Below are 26,363 nucleotides of genomic sequence, written 5' to 3'. Positions count from 1 at the left end.
AAGCCACGCCCGGACGGCATGATCGTGCGCTGCATCACTTAGGTAAACCTAATGCGACCTGCGGAAACGATCTTTGATCGATCAAAGCGGCCGGTGACGGCACCCGCGGTCCGGCCGGCGTCACGATCCTCCCGCACGGGTTTTTGCACCCCCGGCCCGGGGGGACCGGCCGCCTCCCTAGACTCGTGACCCATGCGAAGTGAGCCCGTGGTCCAGGTCCAGGCCCTGGTGAAGCGGTACGGCACGAGGACCGCGGTGAACGGCCTCGACCTGGTGGCCCGGCAGGGTGTGACCGCCGTGCTCGGACCCAACGGCGCGGGCAAGACGACCACCGTCGAGACCTGCGAGGGGTACCGGCGGCCCGACTCCGGCACGGTGCGCGTCCTGGGCCTCGACCCCCTGCGGCAGTCCGCCGCGCTCCGGCCCCGGGTGGGCGTGATGCTCCAGTCCGGCGGCGTCTACTCGGGCGCACGCGCCGACGAGATGCTGCGGCACGTGGCGAAGCTGCACGCGCACCCGCTGGACGTGGACGCGCTGATCGAACGGCTCGGGCTCGGCTCCTGCGGACGGACCTCCTACCGGCGGCTGTCCGGCGGCCAGCAGCAGCGGCTCGCCCTGGCGATGGCCGTCGTCGGACGCCCCGAGCTGGTGTTCCTCGACGAGCCGACCGCCGGCCTCGACCCCCAGGCCCGCCGCGCCACCTGGGACCTGGTGCGCGACCTGCGCGACGACGGGGTCTCCGTCATCCTCACCACGCACCACATGGACGAGGCCGAGCAGCTCTCCGACGACGTGGCGATCATCGACGCGGGACGGGTGATCGCCCAGGGCTCCCCCGAGGAACTGTGCCGGGGCGGCGCCGAGAACACCCTCCGCTTCAGCGGGCGTCCCGGCCTGGACGTGGCCTCGCTGCTGAAGGCCCTGCCCCCGGACACGGCGGCCGACGAACCGGCGCCCGGCTCCTACCGGGTGCTCGGCAAGGTCGACCCCCAGCTGCTCGCCACCGTCACCTCCTGGTGCGCGCAGAACGGGGTCATGCCGGACCGGATCTCGGTGGAGCGGCACACCCTGGAGGACGTCTTCCTGGAGCTGACCGGCAAGGAGTTGCGCTCATGACGGCGACCGGCACACCGACCGGCCGGGGCTCCGGGGGCCGCCCCCCGGGACAGCACAGCCTGGAGCTGACCGGCAAGGAGTTGCGCTCATGACGGCGACCGGTACCTACGCGCCCCGGCCGGGTGCGGCCCCGTTGCCGCGGATGATCGCGGCGCAGGCGGTGCTCGAGACGAAGATGCTGCTGCGCAACGGTGAGCAGCTGCTGCTCACCGTGGTGATCCCGACGCTGCTGCTGGTGCTGTTCAGCACCGTGGACATCGTCGACACCGGTGAGGGGCGGGCCGTGGACTTCCTCGCCCCCGGCATCCTCGCGCTCGCCGTGATGTCGACGGCGTTCACCGGACAGGCCATCGCCACCGGTTTCGAGCGGCGCTACGGGGTGCTGAAGCGGCTCGCCGCGTCCCCGCTGCCCCGCTGGGGCCTGATGACCGCCAAGTCGCTGTCCGTCCTGGTCACGGAGATCCTCCAGGTCCTCCTGGTGGCCGTGATCGCCCTCGCCCTCGGCTGGTCGCCGCGGGGCAACCCGTTCGCGGTGTTCCTGCTGCTGGTGCTGGGCACCGCCGCCTTCTCCGGGCTCGGCCTGCTCATGGCGGGCACCCTGAAGGCGGAGGCGACCCTCGCCGCGGCCAACCTGGTGTTCCTGCTGCTGCTGATCGGCGGCGGGGTCGTGGTCCCGCTGGACAAGTTCCCGGACGTGGCCCAGGGCGTGCTCGGTCTGCTGCCGATCTCCGCGCTGTCCGAGGGCCTGCGGGACGTCCTGCAGCACGGGGCCGGGATGCCCTGGGGCAGCCTGGCCGTGCTCGCCGTGTGGGCGGTCGCGGGACTCGCGGCCGCGGGGAAGTTCTTCCGCTGGGAGTGAGAGGGAACCGAGCCACCATGCACGACCCTCGTGAAAGCGTGCACAAGCGGCGGCCTACGATGGGACGCGTGCCAAACGTGACCCGCGCCGACGCCCAGAGCGCGCTGCGCAACCCGCTCGCCTTCATCGCCGCACGCTGGACCCCGGATCCCCGGACGGTCCGGCGGGCGGCTCTCGCCGCGCTCGTCATGTCGGTGGTCATCGTGGTCACCGGGGGCGCCGTGCGGCTGACCGGCTCGGGCCTCGGCTGCCCGACCTGGCCCAAGTGCACCGACGACTCGATCGCCGCGACCCGCGAGATGGGCGTGCACGGCGTCATCGAGTTCGGCAACCGTCTGCTGACCTACGTGCTGTGCGCGGCCGTCGGCTGGGCGATCGTGGCCGCGCGGTCCGCGAAGCCGGCCCGGCGGGGCGTGATCCGGCTGGGCTGGGCCCAGTTCTGGATCGTCATGGGCAACGCGATCCTCGGCGGGATCGTGGTCCTGGTCGGCCTGAACCCGTACACGGTCGCGGCGCACTTCATGCTGTCGTCGGCGCTGATCGCGGTGGCCACGGTGATGTGGCAGCGGGTCCGCGAGGGCGACGGGGAGCCCCGGCCGCTGGTCGGCAAGGCCGTGCAGCAGCTCGTGTGGTTCCTGGTGGCCGCCGCGGTGCTGCTGATCGCCGTCGGCACGGTGGTGACCGGCGCGGGGCCGCACGCGGGCGACTCCAGCGAGGTCGAGCGGATGCCGCTGGACTGGGAGACGGTGAGCAAGCTGCACGCCGTCCTGGCGTGGATCGTGGTCACGCTGACGTTCGCGCTGTGGTTCGTGCTGAAGGCGGTCGACGCTCCCCGGGGGCCGTTGCACCGCACGCGGGAGCTGTTCGTCATCCTGCTGCTCCAGGGCGTCATCGGCTACGTCCAGTACTTCACCGACCTCCCCGAGGTGCTGGTCGGCCTGCACATGTTCGGGTCGTGCGTGATGTGGATCTGGGTCGTGCGGCTGCTGCTGTCGCTGCGGGAGCGCCCCGAGGTGGTGCCCGACGTGCCGGGCCCGTCGCCGGAGGCCACGCTCACCAAGGCCTGACCGCAGGCTCCCGGCACCCCTGAACCGGCGGTCCCGCGCCCGAGCGGGTCGCCGGGGCCCCGTCACTCCAGTGCGTACACCCGCCGTGCGTTCCCCTCGGCCAGCAGGCCCGCCACGCGCTCCGCGTCCGGCAGCGCCCACGCGCCCTCGGCAACCCAGGTGCCGAGCACCCGGGCCAGCGCGTCGCGGAACAGCCGGGCGCCCACGACGTGCAGTTCGGGCAGTCCGCTGGCGCCGCTGGAGAAGAGGATCTTGCCGAACGGGGCGAGCTCCAGGATCTCCGCGAGCACGGTCGCCGCACGGGCTCCGGTCCGCACCAGGGCGGCCCCGGAGTCGGCGTAGACGTGGGGGAACGCCCCCGCGAGATGGGCGGCGTGCCGGTGGTAGGGGTAGCCGTGCAGCAGCACCAGGTCGGTGCCCAGTCCCGCGGTGGCCCGCACGAAGTCGCTGAGCAGCACCGGGTCGGTGCGGTCGATGCGGGCGCCCGGGTCACCGAGCCCGGCATGCAGTTGCAGCGGCCGGCCGGAGGCGACGGCGATCCACAGCAGGTGCCGCAGCAGGACGGGGTCGCTCAGCTCGCCGCCGACCGGGCGGGCCGCCAGCCAGCGCCCCGCCGCCCCCCGCACCTCCCCCGGCCCGGGCGGTTCCGGGACGAGGGACAGCCCGTGCCGCAGACCGGCGACGGACGTGAAGGCGACGGCGTGGGCGGCCGCGCCGTGCACCGATTCGGCGAGGTTGGCGAGGAAGGACTCCACGGTGCCGGAGGTGTCGGCGACCTGCTCGGCCAGCTGCTCCAGGCGCACGACCTCGTGCGCCGCGGCGTCCCCGGCGGCCGCCAGCTCGGCGGGGCCGGTAAGGTCGCCGGGCAGCCCCGTGTCGACCAGGTAGGTGGTGATGCCGCTGCCCCGCAGCAGCCGGCGCCCGGCCTCGGCGACGCCCAGTTCCCGGCGCCGGGCGAGGTACCGGGCGGGCGGGCAGTGCGGTTCCAGGCCGAGCAGCGGCGGGCACCAGCGGCGCACCGCGAAGCCGGTCTGGGTGTCGAAGAGGGTGGTGCCCGGTGCGGGCGGGCCCTCGGTGCGGGACAGCTGGGCCTCGAAGGTGCCGAGGCCCAGCTCCGTGCGCAGGACGCCGTGGCAGTACTGGTCCACCAGGGACGGCGTGTCGATCATCCGGGCTCCCCGTGACGGGACCGTGCGCTCCCCACCGACCCGTCGCCGGGTCCCGCGCTCCTACGGTCCTAACGGGTGAGGGCGCCCTCAGGTGTTGCTCGGGCCGCCCACCTGGATGCCCGCCATGCGGGACCACTCGTACGGGCCGGTCCTGACCCGGGCGGCGAACTCGCCGTCGAACTCCTCGTGGACGGTGATGCCCGCCTTCTCGACGGCCTGCCGGGCGATGTCGGTCGAGGGGGCCACCAGGTCGCCCCAGTCGCCGTTCTCGGCGACGAGGACGATGCGGGCGCCGCGTTCGCCCAGGTACGCGACGTGGCCCTCGGTCGTGCCGTGGCGCTTGGCGAAGCTGTTGATCTGCTGGGCGAGCCGGTCCGCCTTGCGTGCGGCCTTCTGCGCGGCCTTCGGGTCCGCCTGCTGCGTGTCTGCCATGGTCAGGATGCTACCGACGGGTAGATCAAACGGCGACGGGCGGGGTCCGTGGCCTTGGCCACTGTGCCCCGCCCGGTACGGCGTCGGTGGTGTGCCGCTATCGCAGGAAGGGGTCCACGGCGATCGCGACGAACAGCAGGGAGACGTAGGTGATGGACCAGTGGAACAGGCGCATCTCCTTGAGCTTGGCGCCCGTCACCTCGGCCTTGGCGCGGTTCAGCAGCGCGTGCGCCTCCCACAGCCACCAGCCGCCGGCCGCCAGGGCGACCGCGGTGTAGAACCAGCCGGTGTAGCCCAGCGGGGTGAGCAGCAGGGAGACCGCCACCATGACCCAGCTGTAGAGGACGATCTGCTTGGCGACGGCCTTGTTGCCGGCGATGACCGGCAGCATCGGCACGCCCACGCGCGCGTAGTCCTCCTTCACCTTCATGGACAGCGGCCAGTAGTGCGGCGGCGTCCAGAAGAAGATGACGAGGAAGAGCACGACCGGCGCCCAGGACAGCGAGTTGGTGACCGCGGACCAGCCGATCAGCACCGGCATGCAGCCCGCGATGCCGCCCCACACGATGTTCTGCGCGGTGCGCCGCTTCAGGATCATCGTGTAGACGACCACGTAGAAGAGGAGGGCGCCGAGCGCGAGCCAGGCCGACAGCCAGTTGACGGTCAGGCCGAACAGCAGGGTGGAGACGACCGCCAGGGCGATGCCGAAGGTGAGGCACTCGCGGGGGCTGACCATGCCGGTCACCAGCGGCCGCTGCGAGGTGCGGTCCATCAGCGCGTCGATGTCGCGGTCGATGTACATGTTGAGCGCGTTGGCACCGCCCGCCGACAGGTAACCGCCCACGCAGGTGAGCAGCACCAGCGTCAGGTCGGGCACGCCCTGCTGCGCCAGGAACATCACCGGCACGGTGGTGATGAGGAGCAGCTCGATGATCCGCGGCTTGGTGAGGGCCACGAACGCCATCACGCGGGCCCCGAACGGCCGACGGGCCGGGCTCTGGCTGGCCCCCAGTACTCCCGGTGGACGGGATTCAACGGCCGTCACGCACACCCCTACAGAGACATCCCAGCAAGCCTCGGCGTGTGAAGCCACGGTAAAGGCTCGCGCGTACCACGCCACTGTAGACGTTGCCCAGACCCGGACATTCGCGGGGGTGGGCTCGTGTTGGAAGACGGCGTCGCGGGGGGCGTCCCGGGGGGTCCCGGAGGTGCGGATCGAAGCTCGATTGAGCACCCGGATGAGCGGCTCCGTATTCATCTGCCGAATGCCGGTGCTTCCCGGTCGGGAGGCGGATCCCGAGGAGGCCCGGCAGTCTGGAATGGCTCGAAAAATCGCACGTCCTACGGGGGTAGGCTCGACCACGCCGGTGGGAAATCACCGGCATCCGACATGTGGAGAGGAGCCCTGACTCAGGGTGAGCACCAAGCCGACCACCACAGACCTCGAGTGGACCGAACTGGACCAGCGGGCCGTGGACACCGCCCGCGTCCTGGCCGCCGATGCCGTACAGAAGGTTGGCAACGGCCATCCGGGTACGGCGATGAGCCTCGCGCCCGCTGCCTACACCCTCTTCCAGAAGGTGATGCGCCACGACCCGGCCGATGCGAACTGGGTCGGACGCGACCGTTTCGTGCTGTCCGCCGGCCACTCGTCCCTGACCCTCTACACCCAGTTGTACCTGGCCGGTTTCGGCCTGGAGCTGGACGATCTGAAGTCCTTCCGCACCTGGGGCTCGAAGACCCCGGGCCACCCGGAGTACGGACACACCACGGGCGTGGAGACGACGACCGGCCCGCTGGGTCAGGGCGTCGCCAACGCGGTCGGCATGGCGATGGCCGCCCGGTACGAGCGCGGCCTGTTCGATCCCGATGCGCCGCAGGGCGAGTCCCCCTTCGACCACTTCGTGTACTGCATCGCCGGTGACGGCTGCCTGCAGGAGGGCATCTCCGCCGAGGCGTCCTCGATGGCCGGGCACCAGAAGCTGGGCAACCTGGTGCTGCTGTGGGACGACAACCACATCTCGATCGAGGGCGACACCGAGACGGCCGTCTCGGAGGACACCGTCAAGCGCTACGAGGCGTACGGCTGGCACGTGCAGCGGGTGGCCCCGAAGCCGGACGGCGACCTGGACCCGCACGCGCTCTACGACGCGATCGAGGAGGCGAAGAAGGTCACCGACCGGCCGTCCTTCATCGCCATGCGCTCGATCATCGCCTGGCCCGCGCCGAACGCGCAGAACACCGAGGCCGCGCACGGCTCCGCGCTGGGCGAGGAGGAGGTCGCGGCCACCAAGCGCGTCCTGGGCTTCGACCCGGAGCAGAGCTTCGAGGTGTCCGACGAGGTCATCGCGCACACCCGCAAGGCCCTGGAGCGCGGCAGCCGCGCGAAGGCCGAGTGGGAGAAGTCCTTCCAGGAGTGGCGCTCGGCCAACCCGGAGCGCGCGGCCGAGTTCGACCGCATCGCGGCCGGTGAGCTGCCCAAGGGCTGGGAGGACAGCATCCCGGTGTTCGAGCCGGGCAAGGGCGTCGCCACCCGTGCCGCATCCGGCAAGGTGCTGCAGGCCCTCGGCGCGGTGATCCCGGAGCTGTGGGGCGGCTCGGCCGACCTGGCGGGCTCCAACAACACCACGATCGACAAGACGTCGTCCTTCCTCCCGGCGGACAACCCGCTGCCCGAGGCGGACCCGTACGGCCGGACGATCCACTTCGGCATCCGCGAGCACGCCATGGCCGCGGAGATGAACGGCATCGCGCTGCACGGCAACACCCGGATCTACGGCGGCACCTTCCTGGTGTTCTCCGACTACATGCGCAACGCGGTGCGGCTGTCGGCCCTGATGCACCTGCCGGTGACGTACGTGTGGACGCACGACTCCATCGGTCTGGGCGAGGACGGCCCGACCCACCAGCCGGTCGAGCACCTGGCCTCGCTGCGCGCCATCCCCGGTCTGAACGTCGTGCGCCCCGCGGACGCCAACGAGACCGCGATCGCCTGGCGGGAGATCCTCAAGCGCTGGACCAAGGAGTTCGGCGTGGGCGCCCCGCACGGCCTGGCGCTGACCCGGCAGGGCGTGCCGACGTACGAGCCCAACGAGGACGCGGCCCGCGGCGGCTACGTGATGTTCGAGGCCGACGGCGGTGAGCCGCAGGTCGTCCTGATCGCGACCGGTTCCGAGGTGCACGTGGCGGTGGAGGCGCGCGAGCGGCTCCAGGCCGAGGGCGTGCCGACGCGCGTGGTGTCCATGCCGTCCGTGGAGTGGTTCGAGGAGCAGGACCAGGGGTACCGGGACAGCGTCCTGCCGCCGTCCGTGCGGGCGCGCGTCGCGGTGGAGGCCGGCATCGGTCTCACCTGGCACAAGTACGTCGGGGACGCCGGGCGCATCGTGTCCCTGGAGCACTTCGGTGCGTCGGCCGACGGCAAGGTGCTGTTCGAGAAGTTCGGCTTCACGGCCGAGAACGTGGCCGCCGTCGCCCGGGAATCGCTCACCGCTGCTCAGCGCTGACGCTCATACACGACACGTAGGAGATGGAAATTCCATGACCGACGCACTCAAGCGCCTCTCCGAGGAAGGCGTCGCGATCTGGCTGGACGACCTGTCGCGCAAGCGCATCACGTCCGGCAACCTCGCCGAGCTGATGGACCAGCAGCACGTCGTGGGCGTCACCACCAACCCGACGATCTTCCAGAAGGCGATCAGCGAGGGCGACGGCTACGACACGCAGCTCACCGACCTCGCCGCCCGCAAGGTCACCGTCGAAGAGGCCATCCGCATGATCACCACGGCGGACGTCCGGGACGCCGCCGACATCCTGCGCCCGGTGTTCGACTCCACCGACGGCCGGGACGGCCGGGTCTCGATCGAGGTCGACCCGCGCCTGGCGCACGACACCCGGGCGACCGTGGCGGAGGCCAAGCAGCTGGCGTGGCTGGTGGACCGCCCCAACACCCTGATCAAGATCCCGGCGACCGAGGCCGGCATCCCGGCGATCGCCGAGACCATCGGCCTGGGCATCAGCGTCAACGTCACGCTGATCTTCTCCCTGGAGCGCTACCGCAAGGTGATGGACGCGTTCCTGACCGGCCTGGAAAAGGCCCAGGAGCGCGGCCTGGACCTGTCGAAGATCCACTCCGTGGCCTCGTTCTTCGTGTCCCGCGTGGACACCGAGATCGACAAGCGGATCGACGCCCTGGGCACCGACGAGGCCAAGGCGTTGCGCGGCAAGGCCGCCATCGCCAACGCGCGCCTCGCCTACCAGGCCTACGAGGAGATCTTCTCCTCCGATCGCTGGAACGCGCTGGAGCGCGAGGGCGCCAACAAGCAGCGTCCGCTGTGGGCGTCCACCGGTGTGAAGGACAAGGCGTACCAGGACACCATGTACGTCACCGAGCTGGTCGCGCCGAACACGGTCAACACCATGCCCGAGGCCACCCTGTTCGCCACCGAGGACCACGGCGAGATCACCGGCGACACCGTCTCCGGCACTTACGAGCAGGCCCGCGCCGACCTCGACGCGGTGGAGAAGCTGGGCATCTCCTACGACGAGGTCGTCCAGCTCCTGGAGGACGAGGGCGTCGAGAAGTTCGAGGCGTCCTGGAACGACCTGCTGAAGTCGACCGAGGCGGAGCTGGCGCGCCTCGCCCCCTCGGAGGGCTGACACGTTGTCGAGCAGCAACCCGCTGCGTGACCCCGCGGACCGACGGCTCCCGCGCATCGCGGGGCCGTCGGGCCTGGTCATCTTCGGCGTCACGGGCGACCTGTCACGCAAGAAGCTCATGCCCGCGGTCTACGACCTGGCCAACCGGGGACTGCTCCCACCGGGCTTCTCGCTGGTCGGCTTCGCCCGCCGGGAGTGGGCCCACGAGGACTTCGCGCAGGAGGTCCACGACGCGGTCAAGGAGCACGCCCGCACTCCCTTCCGGGAGGAGGTCTGGCAGCAGCTCATCCAGGGGATGCGCTTCGTCCAGGGCACCTTCGACGACGACGACGCCTTCGAGCGGCTGCGCGGCACCATCGAGGAGCTGGACAAGGCGCAGGGCACGGGCGGCAACTTCGCCTTCTACCTGTCGGTGCCGCCGCGCTCCTTCCCGGTGGTCATCCAGCAGCTGAAGAAGCACGGTCTGGCGGACCAGACGGGCGGTTCCTGGCGGCGCGCGGTCATCGAGAAGCCGTTCGGTCACGACCTGAAGTCGGCCGAGGAACTGAACGCGATCGTCCACGAGGTGTTCGCGCCGGACCAGGTGTTCCGGATCGACCACTATCTGGGCAAGGAGACCGTCCAGAACATCCTGGCGCTGCGCTTCGCCAACACCATGTTCGAACCGATCTGGAACCGGTCGTTCGTCGACCATGTGCAGATCACCATGGCCGAGGACATCGGCATCGGCGGCCGGGCCGGCTACTACGACGGCATCGGCGCGGCCCGTGACGTCATCCAGAACCACCTGCTGCAGCTGCTGGCGCTGACCGCGATGGAGGAGCCGGCCTCCTTCGGCGCGGACGCGCTGGCCGCGGAGAAGACCAAGGTGCTCGGCGCCGTCCGGCTGCCGAAGGACCTGGGCCGGGACACCGTGCGCGGGCAGTACGCGGCCGGCTGGCAGGGCGGCGCGAAGGCCGTCGGCTATCTGGAGGAGGACGGCATCGACGCCTCCTCCAAGACCGACACCTACGCCGCGATCAAGCTGGGCATCGACAACCGCCGCTGGGCGGGCGTCCCCTTCTATCTGCGCACCGGCAAGCGGCTGGGCCGCCGGGTCACCGAGATCGCGGTGGTGTTCCAGCGGGCCCCGCACTCCCCCTTCGACACGACGGCCACCGAGGAGCTGGGCTCCAACGCGATCGTCATCCGGGTGCAGCCCGACGAGGGCGTCACGGTGCGGTTCGGCTCGAAGGTGCCGGGCACGTCGATGGAGATCCGGGACGTGTCGATGGACTTCGCCTACGGCGAGTCGTTCACCGAGTCCAGCCCGGAGGCGTACGAACGGCTCATCCTCGACGTGCTGCTCGGCGACTCCAACCTCTTCCCGCGCACGGAGGAGGTCGAGCTGTCCTGGAAGATCCTCGACCCGATCGAGGAGTTCTGGGACGCCCACGGCAGGCCGGCGCAGTACCCGGCCGGTACGTGGGGGCCGGTGGAGGCGGACGAAATGCTCGAGCGAGACGGACGGAGCTGGCGCCGGCCATGAAGATAGACCTCACGGACACCACGGCCAGCAAGATCAACAAGGCGCTGGTGAAGGGCCGCCGGGCGATCGGCACCCCGGCCGTCGGCATGGTCCTCACCCTGGTCATCGTGACGGACGAGGAGAACGCCTACGACGCGCTGAAGGCGGCGAGCGACGCCTCCCACGAGCACCCCTCGCGGATGCTCGTCGTCATCCGGCGCGTCTCGCGGTCGCCGCGCGACCGCACCCAGTCCCGGCTGGACGCCGAGGTGCGGGTGGGCGCCGACGCCGGCACCGGCGAGACGGTGGTGCTCCGGCTGCACGGCGAGGTCGTCGACCACGCCCAGTCGGTGGTCCTGCCGCTGCTGCTGCCGGACGCCCCGGTGGTGGTGTGGTGGCCGGTCAACGCCCCGCTCGACCCGGCCGGGGACCCGCTGGGCGCGCTCGCCCAGCGCCGGGTGACCGACACCTACGCCTGCGAGCAGCCGGTGCGGGAGCTCACCGCCCGCGCCGCCGCCTACACCCCGGGCGACACGGACCTGTCGTGGACCCGCATCACGCCGTGGCGCTCGATGCTGGCCGCGGCGCTGGACCAGGTCACCTGCAAGGTGCAGGGCGTCGAGGTGGAGGGCGAGGAGTTCAACCCGAGCTGCGAGCTGCTGGCGATGTGGCTCGCGGACCGGCTGGACGTCCCCGTGCGGCGTTCGCTGTCGAACGGGCCGGGCCTCACCGCCGTCCGCATGGACACCGACTGCGGGCCGGTGGTGCTGGACCGGCCCGACGGTTCGCTGGCGACGCTGTCCATCCAGGGTCAGCCCAAGCGTGCGGTGGCGCTCAAGCGCCGCGACACGGCGGAGCTGATCGCGGAGGAGCTGCGCCGCCTGGACCCGGACGACACCTACGCGTCGGCGCTGCGGTACGGCGTCGAGCGGCTGAGGACGGGCGGCCGGGCACCGTCCGGGGCGGCCCCGACGGCCGCCGCCGGTGACGGGCCCGCCAAAGGAGACACCGGGGCCGAGGCGGTCCCCGCCCCCGTCGAGTCGGCTGCGAAAGCACCCGCGGCCCAAGCGACCGAGGAGGCACCGGTGAAGAAGGCGGGAGCGACATGAGTACGGCACCCCAGCTGGTCGTGCACCGCGACACGGAGCTGATGGCGCAGGCCGCGGCGGCCCGGCTGATCACCCGGATCGTGGACGCGCAGTCCTCGCGGGGTTCGGCGTCGGTCGTGCTGACCGGTGGCCGCAACGGCAACGGCCTGCTGGCCGCGCTGGCGGCGGCCCCCGCGCGGGACGCGGTGGACTGGGGCCGGATCGACCTGTGGTGGGGCGACGAGCGGTTCCTGCCCGAGGGCGACCCGGACCGCAATGTCACCCAGGCGCGCAAGGCGCTGCTCGACGCGGTGCCGGTGGACCCGGACCGGGTGCACGCCATGCCCGCCTCGGACGGCCCGCACGGCGCCGACGTGGACGCGGCGGCCGCCGCGTACGCGGAGGAGCTGGCCCGGGCCGCGGGCCCCGAGGACCACGGACCGGTCCCGGAGTTCGACGTCCTGATGCTGGGCGTGGGGCCGGACACGCATGTGGCGTCCCTGTTCCCGGAGCTGCCCGCGGTCCGCGAGACGGAGCGCACGGTGGTGGGGGTGCACGGCGCGCCGAAGCCCCCGCCGACCCGGGTGTCGCTGACCCTGCCGGCGATCCGGGCGGCCCGCGAGGTGTGGCTGCTGGCCGCCGGTCAGGACAAGGCGGAGGCCGCGGCCATCGCCCTGTCGGGCGCGGGCGAGATCCAGGCACCGGCGGCGGGCGCCCGCGGCCGGGCCCGCACCCTGTGGCTGCTGGACGCGGCGGCGGCGTCGCAGCTGCCGCGGTCGCTGTACCCGCCGGCGTCGCCGTAGGCGGCCCGCCGGGCGTACCGAACGGCGAAGGGGCGGTGAGGGTGATTCCCTCACCGCCCCTTCGCCGTCGGGCTACTTCACGGACCCCGCCATGACGCCCTGCACGAAGTGCCGCTGGAACGCGAAGAACACGGCCACCGGCACCACCAGGGACAGGAACGCTCCCGGCGCGAGCACGTCGATGTTGCTGCCGAACTGGCGGATCTGCGACTGCAGTTCCACCGTCAGGGGCTGCGAGGAGCTGTCCGCGAAGAGCAGCGCCACCAGCATGTCGTTCCACACCCACAGGAACTGGAAGATGGCCAGGCTGGCGATGGCCGGGCGGCCCACCGGCAGCACCAGGCGGGTGAAGATCCGCCATTCGCTGCCGCCGTCCATCCGGGCGGCCTCCAGCATCTCCTTCGGCATCTCCGCGAAGTAGTTGCGCAGCAGGAACACGGCGAACGGCAGCCCGTACGCCACGTGGAACAGCACGACACCGGGGATGGTGCCGAACAGCCCCAGCTGGCCGAAGAGTTTGGCGACCGGCAGCAGACCGATCTGCACGGGGACGACCAGCAGGGCGACCACGAGCAGGAAGACGGGTTCGCGGCCGGGGAAGTCCAGCCAGGCGAAGGCGTATCCGGCGAGCGCGGCGACCACCACGACCAGCACGGTGGTCGGCACCGAGATCAGCACGGTGTTCCAGAACGCCTGGGTCATGCCCGAGTTCTTCAGCAGCGCCGTGTAGTTGTCGAAGGACAACTGCCCCGGAGCGGTGAAGACGGTCCACCAGCCGCCCTTGGCGGTGTCCTCGGCGGACCGCATCGAGGACAGGAACAGCCCGGCCAGCGGGGTCATCCACACCAGGCCGATGACGACCAGGAAGGCCTGCACCACGGCGCTGCTCAGTCCGCGCCGGATCGCGTTCATCGCTGGCTCCTTCGGAAGCGTCGGACGTTGAAGACCATGGCGGGGATGACGAGCAGCAGCAGGAGCACGCCGAGGGCGCTGCCCAGCCCCTGGTCGTTGCCGCCGCCGAACGACACCAGCCACATCTGGGTGGCCAGCACGGTCGCGTCCTCCTGCACCGGCCCCGGCGCGATGATGTAGACGAGGTCGAAGACCTTCATCACGTTGATCACCAGGGTGACGAACACGACGGTGAGCACCGGCCCCAGCAGCGGCACGGTGATCTTCCGGAAGATCTGCCATTCGTTGGCGCCGTCCATCCGGGCGGCCTCCAGCGCGTCCCGGGGCAGGGCGGCGAGGCCCGCGCCGATCAGCACCATGGAGAAGCCGGTCCAGATCCACAGGTAGGCGCCGATGATGGCCGGGGTGACGAGGGTGGGGCCCAGCCAGGAGATGCCCTCGTAGGGCGGCGCGAAGTTGTCGGCGGGCAGCTTCAGGGTGTAGCCGCCGCCTTCGAGGCCGGTGAAGCGGAAGGACCCGTCGGCCGAAGTGGTGGTGCTCGCGACGGTCTTCCCGTCCCGGACCGCCTCGACCTTCATCCCGGGCAGTCCGCTCTCCCGGTCGTCGACGACTCCCGGTTCCCCTCCCCCGCCGGGCGTGAAGTCGAGGTAGACCACGCCGCGCACCTCGTCGGCGCCCGCCGTGGCGGCGGCCGCCTCGCGGGCGGGTTCGGCGTCGCCCGGCAGGTCCTTGGGGGCGATGCCGACCAGGCCGAGGGCCGCCGTGCCGCCGGGCGAGACGTCCGCGCCGGTGGCGTACGAGCCGTCCGGCTGCCGGGTCAGGCCCTCGTCGTCGCGCGGGCGGGCGTCCGGGTAGGACGAGGTGCCCTTGAAGGCGTCGTGGACGCCGACGACGGCCGCGTTGAGGACGCCCTTGTCGGGGTCCTCGTCGTAGGCGAGCCGGAAGATGATGCCGGCCGCCAGGAAGGACACCGCCATCGGCATGAAGAGCAGCAGCTTGAAGGCGGTGGCCCAGCGGATCTTCTCCACCAGCACCGCCAGGATCAGGCCCAGGCCGGTGAGCAGGGTGGGGGCGACCACGACCCAGATGGCGGTGTTCCGCACGGCGGTGAGGGTGGTCGGGTCGCGGAACATCTCGGTGTAGTTGTCGACCCCCACGAACTGCGAGCCGGAGGCGTCGAACAGGCTCCGGCCGACGGAGAACAGCACGGGGTACACGACGAGCGCGCCCAGCAGGAGCAGTGCGGGCAGGACGAACAGCAGGGCGATGACCCGCCCCCGGCGGCGCGCGCGCCGGCTGCGCGCGCCGTCGGGATGCACGGGTGCCGGAGGCTTCGCCTCTTTCAGCACGGTGGCGGTCACGGCGGTCAGTTCCCGTAGGCCTTGGCCGCGGCGGCCTCGAGCTCGGCGGCGGTCTTCGCCGGGTCGGCCGGGTCGCGCAGGAAGTCCTGCAGGATCTTCCACTCGCCGGCGCCCTTGGTGCCGCCGAAGGCGGCGGGGGCCTGGTCGGACATGTCGAAGCGGACCGAGTCTCCGGCGTTGATCAGGGACTCGGCGGTGGCGCGGGTGACGTCGTCGCCGTAGGAGGCGAGGTCCAGCTTCTTGTTCGGGGAGAGGAAGCCTCCGGCCTCGGCCCACACGGCCGCGGCCTCGGGGGTGGCGAGGTACTCCATGAGGGCCATGCCGGCCTCGGAGTTCTTGCCGTCCTTGAGCACGACGGCCGCGTCGCCGCCGCTGACCACGGGCGCCTTGCCGTCACCGACCGGCGGGAAGGGGAAGAAGTTGGCGTCGGTGCCGATGGTCCGGCCGAACTGGTCCTTGGCCACACCGGCGACGAAGTCGCCCTCGTAGACCATGGCGGCCTCGGCCTTGGGGCCGAAGACCTTCTCCACGGAGCCGGGGAAGTCGGTGTTCAGGGCGCCCTTCTGGCCGCCGGCGATGAGCTGCTTGTCCTTGAACAGCTTGCCGAGGGTGGTGAGCGCGTCGACCACGGTGGGGTCGGTCCACTTGATCTCGTGGGCGGCGAGGGCGTCGTACTTCTCGGGCCCGGCCTGGGAGAGGTAGACGTTCTCGAACCAGTCGGTGAGCGTCCAGCCGTCCTGACCGGCGACGGAGAACGCGGCGAGACCGGAGTCGGAGATCGTCTTCCCGTTCTCCAGCATCTCGTCGAAGGTCTTGGGCTCCTTCACCCCGGCCTGTTCGAGGGCTTCGGGGCTGTACCAGACGGTGGACTTGTGGGCGGCCTTGAAGTAGAGGCCGTACAGGGTGTCGTCGACGGTGCCGTAGTCGCGCCACACCTGGGCGAAGTTGTCCTTCACCGTCGACTGGACGTCCTTGTCCAGCGGCTTGAGCCAGCCCTTCTCGGCGAACTGCTTGAGGACGCCGACCTGGGGGACCATCACGACGTCGGGGGCGTTGCCGCCCTCGATCTTGCTGCCGACGACGGTGGAGACGTTGTCGCCGGTGGACACGAACTGCGTCTTGGCGCCGGTCTTCTCGGTGAAGGCGTCCAGCACCTTCTGGAAGTTCTGCTGCTCGCTGCCGGACCAGACGCCGGCGACGGTGACGGTCTGGCCGTCGAGCGACTTGTCGCCGCCGCCGGCCGAGACCGGGTCGCCGCCGCCGCAGGCGGTGGCGCCGAGGGCGAGGACGAGGGCGGTGCATCCGGTGATCAGGGTGGTGCGTCGTCGCATCATCGTTGATGTCCCTTCGGGATACGTGGAGAGGGGAGAACGGCAGGCGTGGGGGTTCAGGTGCCGGTGATCCACCAGGCGGCGGTGGAGCCGGGCAGCACCCCGGGCGGGCAGGGGCCGCTGGCGAGCAGCGGGACGCCGTCCACCGGGGCGGGTACGGGGGCGGTGCCGAAGTTGACGGCGCAGACCAGGTCGTCGCCGCGGACGAAGGCGAGGACGCCGGGCTGGGTGTCCAGCCAGCGCAGCGGGCCGTCGCCCAGCTGGTCGAGGGCGGCGCGCAGCTGCAGGCCGTCGCGGTAGAGGTGCCAGAAGGACCGGGTGTCGGCGAGGGCGCGTTCGGTGGCGTACTCGGCGAACCAGTCCGGCTGCGGCAGCCAGGGCCGGGCGGCCTCGGTGCCGGAGGTGAAGCCGAACGGGGAGGCCTGGCCGGACCAGGGCAGCGGGACGCGGCAGCCGTCGCGGATCCGGGCCCGGCTGCCGGTGCGGCGGAAGATCGGGTCGGTGAGCACGTCGTCGGGCAGGTCGACGACCTCGGGCAGGCCCAGCTCCTCGCCCTGGTAGATGTAGGCGGCGCCGGGCAGCGCCAGCATCAGCAGCGCGGCGGCCCGGGCGCGGGCGGGGCCGAGGCCGCTGCTCTCGGGGGTGGGCTCGCCGTAGCGGGTGACGGTGCGGACCTGGTCGTGGTTGTTGAGGACCCAGGTGACCGTCGAGCCGGTGCCGGCGATGTCCTGCATGGCCTCGGATATGACCTTGCGGAAGGCGTCGGCGTCCCAGGGGGCGCCCAGCAGGTCGAAGAAGAACGCCTGGTGCAGTTCGTCGGGGCGGACGTATTTGGCGTGCTCGCGGGCGGAGGGCACGGAGACCTCGCCGACCAGGAGGCGTTCGCGGCCGTCGCGGGCGGTGTACTCCTCGCACACGGCGCGCCAGTGCCGCCACACGTCGTGGACCTCGGGCTGGTTCCAGGCGAGCGGGTTGACCGAGTCGCGGGTGCGGGCGTCGGCCTCCGGGTCCGGGGAGTCGGGCAGCTCGGGGTGCTTGAAGAGGCCGGCGGCGACGTCGATGCGGAAGCCGTCGACTCCCCGGTCGAGCCAGAACCGCAGGGTGCGGTCGAACTCGGCGGCGACCTCGGGGTCGCGCCAGTTCCAGTCCGGCTGCTCGGGCGTGAACATGTGCAGGTACCACTGGCCGGGCCGGCCGTCCGGCTCGGTGACGCGGGTCCAGGCGGGGCCGCCGAACATGGCGTGCCAGTTGTTGGGCGGCTCGTCGCCGTCCGGGCCGCGGCCGTCGGCGAAGTGGAAGCGGGCGCGCTCCGGGCTGCCGGGTGCCGCGGCGAGCGCCTGCCGGAACCAGGGGTGCTCGCTGGAGCAGTGGTTCGGGACGATGTCCAGCAGCACCTTGATCCCCAGCCGCCGGGCGGTGCCGACCAGCCGGTCGAACTCGTCGAGATCGCCGAAGACCGGGTCGACGCCGCAGTAGTCGGCGACGTCGTAGCCGTGGTCGTGCTGCGGTGAGGGGTAGAACGGGCTGAGCCAGATCCCGTCCACGCCGAGCTTCTTCAGGTACGGAAGTCCCGTCCTGACGCCGGCGAGATCGCCGATGCCGTCACCGGTGCTGTCCAGGAAGCTGCGGACGTACACCTGATAGATCACCGCGTCACGCCACCAGTGGTGCCTGTTCACCCCATTGACCTGTCTGTGAGGAGTGCTGTTCGTTATGCATGCATGTTAGGTAGGCGCGTCCCGAGGGTGTCAATGAACGTACGCACACCACCGGAAAGTTGGGCCGCGCAAACAGGGGCGAACATGAGCGTTTCGGACACAGTTGAGATGTCCGCGTTACTTAACAAGTAACTAGAAGAGTCCGGCAGGGGTCCCCGCGGCTAGCGGGAGGAGACGGCGGCCAGCTCGGTCGCCAGCCGGCGCACCGCGGCCTCGGGCGTCTGCCGCCCGGTCATCGCGTCGTGCACGACCGCCTGCACCACCAGGCTCACCTGGTCGTAGTGCGGGCTCTTGGGACGCGGCTCGGCGGCGAGCACGCTCTCGCGCAGGGTCGGCAGGTACGGGAACCGCCGGACCAGGTCCGGATCGTCGTACAGGTCCGCCCGCACCGGCGGCAGGGCACCGTGGGTGAGGACCTGGCGCTGCACGCGCTCGCTGGTCAAGTACGCGATCAGGCGGGCGGCGGAGTCGGGGTGCCGGGCCTGGCTGCTGACGGCCAGGTTGGAGCCGCCCAGGACACTGGTCCCCGGCCCGTCCGACCCCGGCAGCGGCACCGCGCCGACCTTGCCGGCGACCTTCGACTCCGGGGCGGAGGCGGCGACGTAGGCGTAGGGCCAGTTCCGCAGGAAGAGCAGCCGGCCGTCCTGGAACGCCTGCTTGGACTCCTCCTCCTTGTAGGCCAGCGCGGCCTCGGGGATCCAGCCCTCGCGGACGCCCCGGGCGAGGAAGCCGATGCCCTCCCGGGCGGCACGCGAGTTCACCGTGACCCGCTCGCCCTCGTCGCCCAGGATGGTGCCGCCCGCCGAGTAGACGGCCTCGGCCGCGTTGACGGTCAGGCCCTCGTAGGGCAGGAACTGGCCCGCGTAGCCGTCCAGTCGGTACTTCGGCGCCAGCGTCCGCGCGGCCCGCTCCAGGTCCGCCCAGGTGCGCGGCGGCGGGACGCCCTCGGCGGCGAGGACGTCCTTGCGGTAGAGCAGCAGTCCGGCGTTGGTGACGTAGGGCACCGCGTAGAGCCGGTCGTCGTAGGTCGCGGTGTCGACGACCCGGGGCAGGAAGGTGTCCAGCGGGAAGCTGTCCGGCGGCAGCGGACGGATCCAGCCCGCCGCGGCGAACTCCGAGGTCCAGCTGACGTCGATGTTGAGGACGTCGAACCGGCCGCGTTCCCCGGCCCGCAGGTCGGTGATCATCTGGGCGCGCGTCTCGTCCGCCGAGTCGGGCAGTTCGACGAGGGTGACGCGCTCGTCGGGATGGCTGCGGTTCCAGCCCTGGAGCAGGGGGCCGAGATAGCCGGTGAGGTCCCCGGCCGTGGCCAGGGTGAGCGGGCCCCGCCCCCCGGAGGAGCCCTCGCCGGCCTGTGCTCCGGAGGCCACATAGCCGGTGAGGACGACGACGAGGACGAGGAGGCCCCTACCCGCGGCATGGATCCACCGCATAGGTTCCTCCCTGTACACCGGCACCCGGGCACCCTCGTCCGGGAGTCAGAGGCCATGTATACCGGTTAGGTATGCGCGATACTAGGGCCTGCGGCACATTACCCACACGCGAGGAGGAGAGCACGAGTGCGGCTGCCCCTCCTGGCGCTGCTCGCGCGCGGCCCGGCGCACGGATACGAGCTCAAGCAGGACCTTGAGCAACTGCTGGGCTCCGCGTACCCTCAGCCGAACGTCGGCCAGATATACGTCACCCTCGGCCGCCTCGAGAAGTCGGGGCTGATCGAGGGCGAGGACGTGGAGCAGTCGAGCCGGCCCAACAAGAAGGTCTACCACCTCACCGACGCCGGGCGTGAGGCACTTCACGCCTGGTTCGAGGACACGGCCGACGAGCCGCGGGTGCGGGACGAGTTCTTCATGAAGCTGGCCCTCGCCCCCCAGTCCGGTGCCACGGACCAGATCACCCTGATCAACAAGCAGCGGCGGCAGTACCTCAACACCATGCGGGAGCTGTCGAGACTGGCCGCCGCCGAAGACCGGGACAACCGCATCGCCCATCTCCTCATCGAGGGTGCGATGCTGCACCTGCAGGCCGACCTCGACTGGCTCGAGCGGTGCCAGGAAGAGCTGGAGGAGCTGGAGTGAGCGAGACCACCACCGCTCCCGTGCTGCGCGCCGAGCGCCTGGTCAAGACGCACCACGGCGAGGGCGCCCCCGCGCACGCCGTGCGCGGTGTGGACCTGTCCGTGGACCGGGGCGAGTTCGTCGCGGTCACCGGCCCGTCCGGCGCGGGCAAGTCGACGCTGCTGCACCTGCTCGGCGGGCTCCAGCACCCCGACGAGGGCAGCATCTGGCTGGACGGCGAGTGCACCGACGGCTACAGCGAGGCACGCTGGGCCGTCGAGCGCCGCAAGCGCATCGGCATCGTCTTCCAGTTCTTCAACCTGGTCTCCGACCTGTCCGTGGCCGACAACGTGGAGCTGCCCGCCCTGCTCGCCGGGGTGGCGCCCCGCAAGGCCCGCGAGGAGCGCGAGGCGCTGCTCGCCGAGCTGGGCCTGACGGGCAAGGAGCGGAGCATGCCGGGCGAGCTGTCCGGCGGTGAGCAGCAGCGGGTCGCCCTCGCCCGGGCCCTGGTCAACCACCCGCCGCTGCTGCTGGCCGACGAGCCCGCGGGCAGCCTGGACAGCAAGGGCACCCGCGAGGTGATGCGGCTGCTGTCCCGCTTCCACCAGCGCGGCCAGACGATCGTCATGGTCACCCACGACGCGCGGCTCGCCAGCGCCGCGGACCGGGTGATCAGCTTCTTCGACGGCCGGATAGCCGACGACGCCCGCCTCGACGGCCCGGCGCCGCGCGGCAAGGGCATCTCCGGCGTGCTGGAGCTCAAGGACTGACATGCCGGTGTCCGACTGCTGCGTGCCGAGGGGGTGAGACCCGTGCGAGCCACTCTGCGCTGGGCGCACTCCGATCTGCGCACGCACCGCGGCGAGGCGCTGTTCCTGGTCCTCGCCACCGCGGGCATCGTCGCGTCGCTGCTGCTGGCCACCGCGCTGTTCGGCTACGCCACCAACCCGTGGCAGCGCGTCTTCACCCAGGCGCACGGCGCGCACGTGACCCTGCACACCACCGCCGCGGCGAACGCGGGCGAGCTGGCCGGGCTGGACGGCGTGCGTTCCGTCTCCGGCCCCCACCCCACCGAGTCGGTGACGCTCGCCTCGCGCGGCAGCCGGGCCTCGGTGGAGCTGCGCGGCACCGCCGAGCGGCCCGACACCGGACGCCCGCTGATCGTCTCCGGGCACTGGCTGGACCCGGCGGCACCGGACGGCGTGGTCCTGGAGAGCCGTCTCGCCCGGGCCCTGCTCACCGCGCCCGGGGAGACCCTGACCGTGCCCGGCACGGGACGCACGCTGACCGTGGTGGGCATCGCCGACAGCGCCGAGCCGCGCTACCGGCCGGGTGAGCAGCGCGGCCTGGTCTGGGCCCTGCCGTCCGCCCTGGCCGAGCCGGGCGGGCAGGTGATCGGGCTGCGGCTGACCGACCCCGGCGACACCGGGTACGCGGTGCAGCGGGCGGTGACCGTGCTCGGGGCCGGGGCGATCGGCGAGGTGTCCACCTGGCAGCAGGCGCGCGCCGAGGCGCAGGGCGACAACCGGCTGCTGGGCCAGGTGCTCGGCCTGTTCGGGCTGGGCGCGCTGGTCGCGGCCGGGTTCGCCGTGCACGGCGCCATCGGCACCCGGATCCGGGGCCACCTGCGGGACATCTCCGTGCTGAAGGCCATCGGTTTCACGCCCGGCCAGGTGGTGCGGGTGTTCCTCGTCCAGCACCTGCTCTACGCCTTGCTGGGCGCCGTCGCCGCCGCCGTGCTCATCGGGACGCTGGGCAGTGCGGTGCCGGGGCGCCTCGGTGACGCGCTGGCCGTGTGGCAGGGGCTGCCCGGGCACACCGTCGCCCTGTTCGCCGTCCCGGCCGGAGCGGTGCTGTTCATCGGCGCGACCACCGGGCTCGCCGCCTGGCGGGCCGGACGGGTGCCGCCGGTACCGGTGCCGCGGCCCGCGGTCACGCCCGGCGGACGGCTGACGAACCTGGCCCGGCGGGCGCTGGGCGTGCGGGTGCCGCCGGCGCTGGTGCTCGGCTGGCACAAGGCGTACTCGCGCCGCCCGCGGTCCCTGGGCACGGTCGCGCGGCTGACGCTGCCGCTGCTGCTGATCGTGGTCGCGATGAGCGCGTGGACCACCATCGACCGCTTCCACAGCAGCCCCGAGCGGATGGGACTGCCCGCGGCGCTCAGCGCCCGCGCCGACGCCACCCTGGACGACGCTCGGGCGCGCGCCCTGCTGGAGCGCGATCCGCAGGTCGTGGCCGCCCATCCGGGGGTGGAGGTGGCCGCCCTGGTGCCCGGGCAGACCGCCACCATCGCGCTGCGCGGCCTGGGCACGCACCAGGAGCCGTACCCGTTCACGCTGGCCGAGGGCAGGGCGGCCCGCGGTCCGGACGAGGCGGTGGCCGGCCAGGGGCTGCTCGACCTGCTGCACGTGCGGGTCGGCGACTGGGTGCGGGTCACCGTCGGCGACCGGCCGCAGATCCTGCACATCGTGGGACGCAGCATCGAACCGGAGAACGCCGGCCGGGTGATCTCGACCCCCCTCGACACGCTCCGCGCGAACGACCCGGATCTGCGGCCCACCCTGCACCAGCTCGAACTGACCCCCGGCGCCGATCCGCGGGTGGTGGCCGACCGGCTGACCGCCGCGGGCGACGGCCATCTCGACGTGCACGCGGTGGCCAACCCGGCCGACGGGTTGTCCCCGCTGCGGGCGGTGGTGCTCGGGCTCGTCGTCGTGCTCGCCCTCATCGGGCTGATCGAGCTGCTGACCGCGATCGGCGGCACGGTGCGCGAGGGGGAGCGGGACCTGCTGGCCCTGAAGGCGATCGGTCTCTCCCCCCGGCAGATCACCGCGATCACCGTCACCGCGACGGCGGGCACGGCCCTGGCGGCGGTGGTCGTCGCCGTCGCCCTGGGGCTGCCCCTGGCGCACTGGCTGATCGACGCCCAGGGCCGGTCGAGCGGCATCGGCGCGGGCATCGCCCAGGGGCCGCCCGCCCTCTTCCTGCTGGCCCTCGGGGCGGCGGCCGTACTGGGCGCCGCCGCGCTGGCGACGGTACCCGCCGCCCGGGCCGCCCGCCGCCGCCTCGCGGACACCCTGAGCGCCGTGGCCTGAGCGCCGTGGCCTGAGCGCCGTGGCCTGCGCCGCAGCGCTGTGGCCCGAGCGCCGTGGCCCGAGCCGCGCGGGCCGGCCGGAAACGGTACGGGAGGCGGACGGCGCCCGGCCGTCCGCCTCCCGTACCGCGTCTCACCGCCGTCCGCGCAGCTCCCGGTACCTGGCGACCAGGGCCTGGGTGGAGACGTCCAGTCCGGGCACGTCGGCGCCCTCGGTGAGCGCCGGCTCCACCCGCTTGGCGAGGACCTTGCCCAGCTCCACGCCCCACTGGTCGAAGGAGTCGATGTTCCAGACCGCGCCCTGCACGAACACCTTGTGCTCGTAGAGCGCGACGAGCTGGCCGAGCACCGACGGCGTCAGCTCCCGCGCGAGGATGGTCGTCGTGGGGTGGTTGCCGCGGAAGGTCTTGTGCGGCACCAGCTCCTCGGGCACCCCCTCGCCGCGCACCTCGTCCGGCGTCTTGCCGAAGGCGAGGGCCTGCGTCTGGGCGAAGAAGTTGGCCATCAGCAGGTCGTGCTGGGCCTTGAGTTCGTCGCTCAGCTCGGCGACCGGCTCGGCGAAGCCGATGAAGTCCGCCGGGATCAGCTTGGTGCCCTGGTGGATCAACTGGTAGTAGGCGTGCTGCCCGTTGGTGCCCGGCGTGCCCCAGACGACGGGGCCGGTCTGCCAGTCCACCTCGCGCCCGTCGCGGTCGACGGACTTGCCGTTGGACTCCATGTCGAGCTGCTGGAGGTAGGCGGTGAACTTCGACAGGTAGTGCGAGTACGGCAGCACGGCGTGTGACTGGGCACCGTGGAAGTTGTTGTACCAGATGCCCAACAGGCCCAGCAGCAGCGGGACGTTGGACTCGGGGGGCGCGGTGCGGAAGTGCTCGTCGACGATCCGGAACCCGTCGAGCATCTCCCGGAAGCGGTCCGGGCCGATGGCGATCATCAGGGACAGCCCGATCGCGGAGTCGTAGGAGTACCGGCCGCCGACCCAGTCCCAGAACTCGAACATGTTGGCCGTGTCGATGCCGAACTCGGCGACCTTCTCCGCGTTGGTGGACAGCGCCACGAAGTGCTTGGCCACCGCGGCCTCGTCGCCGCCCAGCGCGTCGAGCAGCCAGGTGCGGGCCGAGGTGGCGTTGGTGACGGTCTCGATGGTGGTGAAGGTCTTGGACGCGATGACGAACAGCGTCTCGGCCGGGTCCAGGTCGCGGGTGGCCTCGTGCAGGTCGGCGCCGTCCACGTTGGACACGAAGCGCACGGTGAGGTCGCGGTCGGTGTAGGCGCGCAGCGCCTCGTACGCCATGGCGGGGCCGAGGTCGGAGCCGCCGATGCCCACGTTGACCACGTTGCGGATCCGCTTGCCGGTGTGGCCGGTCCACTCGCCGGAACGGATGCGGTCGGCGAAGGAGCTCATCCGGTCGAGGACGGCGTGCACGGCCGGCACGACGTTCTCCCCGTCGACCTCGACCACCGCGTCGCGGGGGGCCCGCAGGGCGGTGTGCAGCACCGCGCGGTCCTCGGTGGTGTTGATCCGCTCGCCGCGGAACATGGCGTCGCGCAGACCGAACACGTCGGTGGCGGCGGCCAGCTCCCGCAGCAGCCGCAGGGTCTCGTCGGTGACCAGGTGCTTGGAGTAGTCGACGTACAGGTCGCCGACGCCCAGGGTGTACCCGGTGCCGCGGCCGGGGTCGGCGGCGAACAGCTCGCGCAGCCCCACCTCGGCGAGCTCCTCGCGGTGCTTGGCCAGTGCGGTCCACTCCGGCGTCTGGTTGAGCCTGGTACGGCCGTCTGCGTTCATCTCGGACTTCAGCCTTCTTCCTTGCTGCCTGTGCGTACCTGCCCCGCTGCCCTTACCAACCTAATTGATCAGCGGTGGACGTGAGCTGTCGTGACGCCGTCGTCCGGCGCAACAAGGGGTACGTCCGTACGGCTTCCGGGTATCAGCGCGGCGACGGACAGGACGAAGAAGGCGGCGGCGAGCAGCGGCGGGGTGCGGGTGCCCCAGGCGGCGGCGACGGCACCGCCGAGCAGCGCGCCCACGGGCGCCCCGGCGACCGCGAGGGTGCGGTGGGCGGAGCTGATCCGGCCGAGCATGGCGGCGGGACTGCGTTCCTGCATCAGGGTCGTGGTGTTGACGTTCCACACCATGCCCATGAAGCCGAAGACGGCCAGCGCGGCGGTGAGGGCGCCGAGGTGGCGGACGGCGCCCATGGCGACGAGGGCGGCGCACTGCACGGTGCCGGCCAGGAGCACGGCCCGGGTCCGGCCGAGGCGGTCGGCCAGGCGCCCGTTGAGCGCTCCCCCGGCCAGGCTGCCGGCCGCGTACGCCGTGAGGGCGACCGCATAGCCGGTGTTCCCGGCGCCGAGCCAGTCGGTCACCAGCACGACGAGGGTCGCGATGAGGGCGCCCATGCCGACGTTGCACAGGGCGGTGGCGGTGCACAGTCCGCGCAGTGCCCGGTCCCGGACGAGGGTGCGCAGGCCGTCGGCGATCTCCCGGCGCAGGGTGCTGCCCGCCGGCCGGGGGGCGCGGTCGGGCGCGGGGGTGCGCAGGGTGGCGATCAGGGCGGCGGCCAGCAGGTAGGTGGCCGCATCGACGGCGAACGGCGCCGCGGCGCCCGCGGTCAGCAGCAGCGGCACGACGGGGCCGCCCAGCAGGCCGCCGGCCAGGCGCTGGCCGGTCATCAGGCGGGCGTTGGCGCTGCCCAGGGCCTCCCGGCCGACGAGGGCGGGCAGCAGGGCGGTGGCGGCGTTGTCGAAGAGGGTCTGGAGCGTGGTGAGGGTGAAGGCGAGCGCGACGAGCAGGGCGATCGAGGCGTGTCCCAATGCCACGGCCACGGCGAAGGCGGCCACCAGCAGGCCCCGCAGGGCGTCGACCGTCCACATGGCGCGCCGCTGGTCGACGCGGTCGGCGACGGCGCCGCCGAGGAGTCCGAAGACGATCCACGGCAGGTAGCCGCAGGCGGTGACGGAGGCGATGAGCAGCGGATCGTCGGTGAGGGTCACGGCCAGCAGGGGCAGTGCGGCCGTGCGCAGCGCGTCTCCGAAGCTGGACAGCACCGCCGCGCTCCACAGCCGTCCGAACCCTCCGCGCCAGGTGGGCGCACACCGGCCCGCGGACTCCGCTGTCGTCACTGCCGCTCCTCACGGTCCCGGCGGTGCACGCGCACCGTTGCGGAAACCGTAGGGGGCACCACTGACACGG

General features: G+C 72.1%; 21 protein-coding genes. 11 read left to right on the top strand and 10 right to left on the bottom strand.

The genetic code is table 11. From position 1 onward, the window contains the following. The first annotated feature begins 207 nt into the window (after positions 1-207). From ACIRPP_RS21425 to ACIRPP_RS21415, 3 genes are all read left to right on the top strand, one after another. Entirely contained in the window at positions 208-1,116 is a 909-nt protein-coding gene (locus tag ACIRPP_RS21425; RefSeq protein WP_403645323.1) for an ABC transporter ATP-binding protein, read from the top strand. 88 nt (positions 1,117-1,204) lie between these two features. After that, positions 1,205-1,975 (top strand): ABC transporter permease, encoded by a 771-nt coding sequence (locus tag ACIRPP_RS21420; RefSeq protein ID WP_403645100.1) that lies wholly within the window; start codon positions 1,205-1,207, stop codon positions 1,973-1,975. Between the two features lie 59 nt (positions 1,976-2,034). Continuing rightward, entirely contained in the window at positions 2,035-3,042 is a 1,008-nt protein-coding gene (locus tag ACIRPP_RS21415) for a heme A synthase (protein ID WP_403645097.1), read from the top strand. Positions 3,043-3,104: 62 nt separating this feature from the next. On the opposite strand, the gene ACIRPP_RS21410 is transcribed toward ACIRPP_RS21415, so the two are convergent. The 3 genes from ACIRPP_RS21410 to ACIRPP_RS21400 form a co-directional block, all read right to left on the bottom strand. Beyond that, on the bottom strand, positions 3,105-4,211 hold the full coding sequence (locus ACIRPP_RS21410) for an amidohydrolase family protein (RefSeq protein ID WP_403645094.1): 1,107 nt from the start codon (positions 4,209-4,211) through the stop codon (positions 3,105-3,107). An 87-nt stretch (positions 4,212-4,298) separates the two neighbouring features. Beyond that, on the bottom strand, positions 4,299-4,643 hold the full coding sequence (locus tag ACIRPP_RS21405; protein ID WP_403645091.1) for a hypothetical protein: 345 nt from the start codon (positions 4,641-4,643) through the stop codon (positions 4,299-4,301). Positions 4,644-4,740: 97 nt separating this feature from the next. Next, positions 4,741-5,694: a heme o synthase gene (locus tag ACIRPP_RS21400; RefSeq protein ID WP_164346352.1), complete on the bottom strand. Its 954-nt coding sequence runs from the start codon at positions 5,692-5,694 to the stop codon at positions 4,741-4,743. A gap of 364 nt (positions 5,695-6,058) precedes the next feature. Here ACIRPP_RS21400 and tkt point away from each other — a divergent pair, with 364 nt between their 5' ends. Genes tkt through pgl form a run of 5 tightly spaced genes read left to right on the top strand, consistent with a single transcriptional unit; the run spans position 6,059 to position 12,697 of the window. Then, positions 6,059-8,146 (top strand): transketolase, encoded by a 2,088-nt coding sequence (gene tkt / locus ACIRPP_RS21395; RefSeq protein ID WP_403645088.1) that lies wholly within the window; start codon positions 6,059-6,061, stop codon positions 8,144-8,146. 34 nt (positions 8,147-8,180) lie between these two features. Next, the gene (gene tal / locus ACIRPP_RS21390) at positions 8,181-9,299 is read left to right on the top strand and encodes a transaldolase (RefSeq protein WP_403645085.1); all 1,119 of its coding nucleotides are present in this window, start codon (positions 8,181-8,183) and stop codon (positions 9,297-9,299) included. 4 nt (positions 9,300-9,303) lie between these two features. Beyond that, a complete protein-coding gene (gene zwf / locus ACIRPP_RS21385) occupies positions 9,304-10,827 on the top strand; it encodes a glucose-6-phosphate dehydrogenase (protein ID WP_403645082.1) in 1,524 nt (507 codons plus the stop codon). Further along, on the top strand, positions 10,824-11,915 hold the full coding sequence (opcA, locus tag ACIRPP_RS21380; protein ID WP_403645079.1) for a glucose-6-phosphate dehydrogenase assembly protein OpcA: 1,092 nt from the start codon (positions 10,824-10,826) through the stop codon (positions 11,913-11,915). The genes zwf and opcA overlap by 4 nt, the downstream gene beginning before the upstream one ends. Next, a complete protein-coding gene (gene pgl, locus ACIRPP_RS21375; protein WP_403645076.1) occupies positions 11,912-12,697 on the top strand; it encodes a 6-phosphogluconolactonase in 786 nt (261 codons plus the stop codon). The genes opcA and pgl overlap by 4 nt, the downstream gene beginning before the upstream one ends. Before the next feature lie 72 nt (positions 12,698-12,769). Here pgl and ACIRPP_RS21370 read toward each other — a convergent pair whose 3' ends face one another. From ACIRPP_RS21370 to ACIRPP_RS21350, 5 genes are all read right to left on the bottom strand, one after another. Further along, complete coding sequence (locus ACIRPP_RS21370; protein ID WP_403645073.1) at positions 12,770-13,609, bottom strand: carbohydrate ABC transporter permease; 840 nt, start codon at positions 13,607-13,609, stop codon at positions 12,770-12,772. Beyond that, positions 13,606-14,970 carry an ABC transporter permease subunit gene (locus ACIRPP_RS21365; protein WP_403645070.1) on the bottom strand — a complete coding sequence of 455 codons (1,365 nt, stop codon included), beginning with the start codon at positions 14,968-14,970 and terminating at the stop codon, positions 13,606-13,608. The genes ACIRPP_RS21370 and ACIRPP_RS21365 overlap by 4 nt, the downstream gene beginning before the upstream one ends. Before the next feature lie 5 nt (positions 14,971-14,975). Further along, positions 14,976-16,304 (bottom strand): ABC transporter substrate-binding protein, encoded by a 1,329-nt coding sequence (locus ACIRPP_RS21360; protein WP_403645067.1) that lies wholly within the window; start codon positions 16,302-16,304, stop codon positions 14,976-14,978. 53 nt (positions 16,305-16,357) lie between these two features. Beyond that, positions 16,358-17,980: an alpha-amylase family glycosyl hydrolase gene (locus ACIRPP_RS21355; protein ID WP_403645064.1), complete on the bottom strand. Its 1,623-nt coding sequence runs from the start codon at positions 17,978-17,980 to the stop codon at positions 16,358-16,360. A gap of 200 nt (positions 17,981-18,180) precedes the next feature. Beyond that, the gene (locus ACIRPP_RS21350; RefSeq protein ID WP_403645060.1) at positions 18,181-19,452 is read right to left on the bottom strand and encodes an ABC transporter substrate-binding protein; all 1,272 of its coding nucleotides are present in this window, start codon (positions 19,450-19,452) and stop codon (positions 18,181-18,183) included. 126 nt (positions 19,453-19,578) lie between these two features. Here ACIRPP_RS21350 and ACIRPP_RS21345 point away from each other — a divergent pair, with 126 nt between their 5' ends. Genes ACIRPP_RS21345 through ACIRPP_RS21335 form a run of 3 tightly spaced genes read left to right on the top strand, consistent with a single transcriptional unit; the run spans position 19,579 to position 23,168 of the window. Beyond that, a complete protein-coding gene (locus ACIRPP_RS21345) occupies positions 19,579-20,094 on the top strand; it encodes a PadR family transcriptional regulator (protein ID WP_403645057.1) in 516 nt (171 codons plus the stop codon). After that, positions 20,091-20,843 (top strand): ABC transporter ATP-binding protein, encoded by a 753-nt coding sequence (locus ACIRPP_RS21340; protein ID WP_403645054.1) that lies wholly within the window; start codon positions 20,091-20,093, stop codon positions 20,841-20,843. Before ACIRPP_RS21345 ends, ACIRPP_RS21340 begins: the two co-directional genes overlap by 4 nt. A 42-nt stretch (positions 20,844-20,885) precedes the next feature. Next, positions 20,886-23,168, top strand: a complete 2,283-nt coding sequence (locus ACIRPP_RS21335; protein ID WP_403645051.1) for an FtsX-like permease family protein — start codon at positions 20,886-20,888, stop codon at positions 23,166-23,168. Positions 23,169-23,300: 132 nt separating this feature from the next. Here ACIRPP_RS21335 and pgi read toward each other — a convergent pair whose 3' ends face one another. Continuing rightward, positions 23,301-24,956 (bottom strand): glucose-6-phosphate isomerase, encoded by a 1,656-nt coding sequence (gene pgi / locus ACIRPP_RS21330; RefSeq protein WP_403645048.1) that lies wholly within the window; start codon positions 24,954-24,956, stop codon positions 23,301-23,303. Positions 24,957-25,024: 68 nt separating this feature from the next. Then, positions 25,025-26,293: an MFS transporter gene (locus ACIRPP_RS21325; protein WP_403645045.1), complete on the bottom strand. Its 1,269-nt coding sequence runs from the start codon at positions 26,291-26,293 to the stop codon at positions 25,025-25,027. Between the last annotated feature and the right edge of the window lie 70 nt (positions 26,294-26,363).

This window comes from Streptomyces sp. NPDC101219, assembly GCF_044767675.1.
Lineage (GTDB): Bacteria > Actinomycetota > Actinomycetes > Streptomycetales > Streptomycetaceae > Streptomyces.
This window is presented reverse-complemented; position numbering and strand designations above follow the sequence as displayed.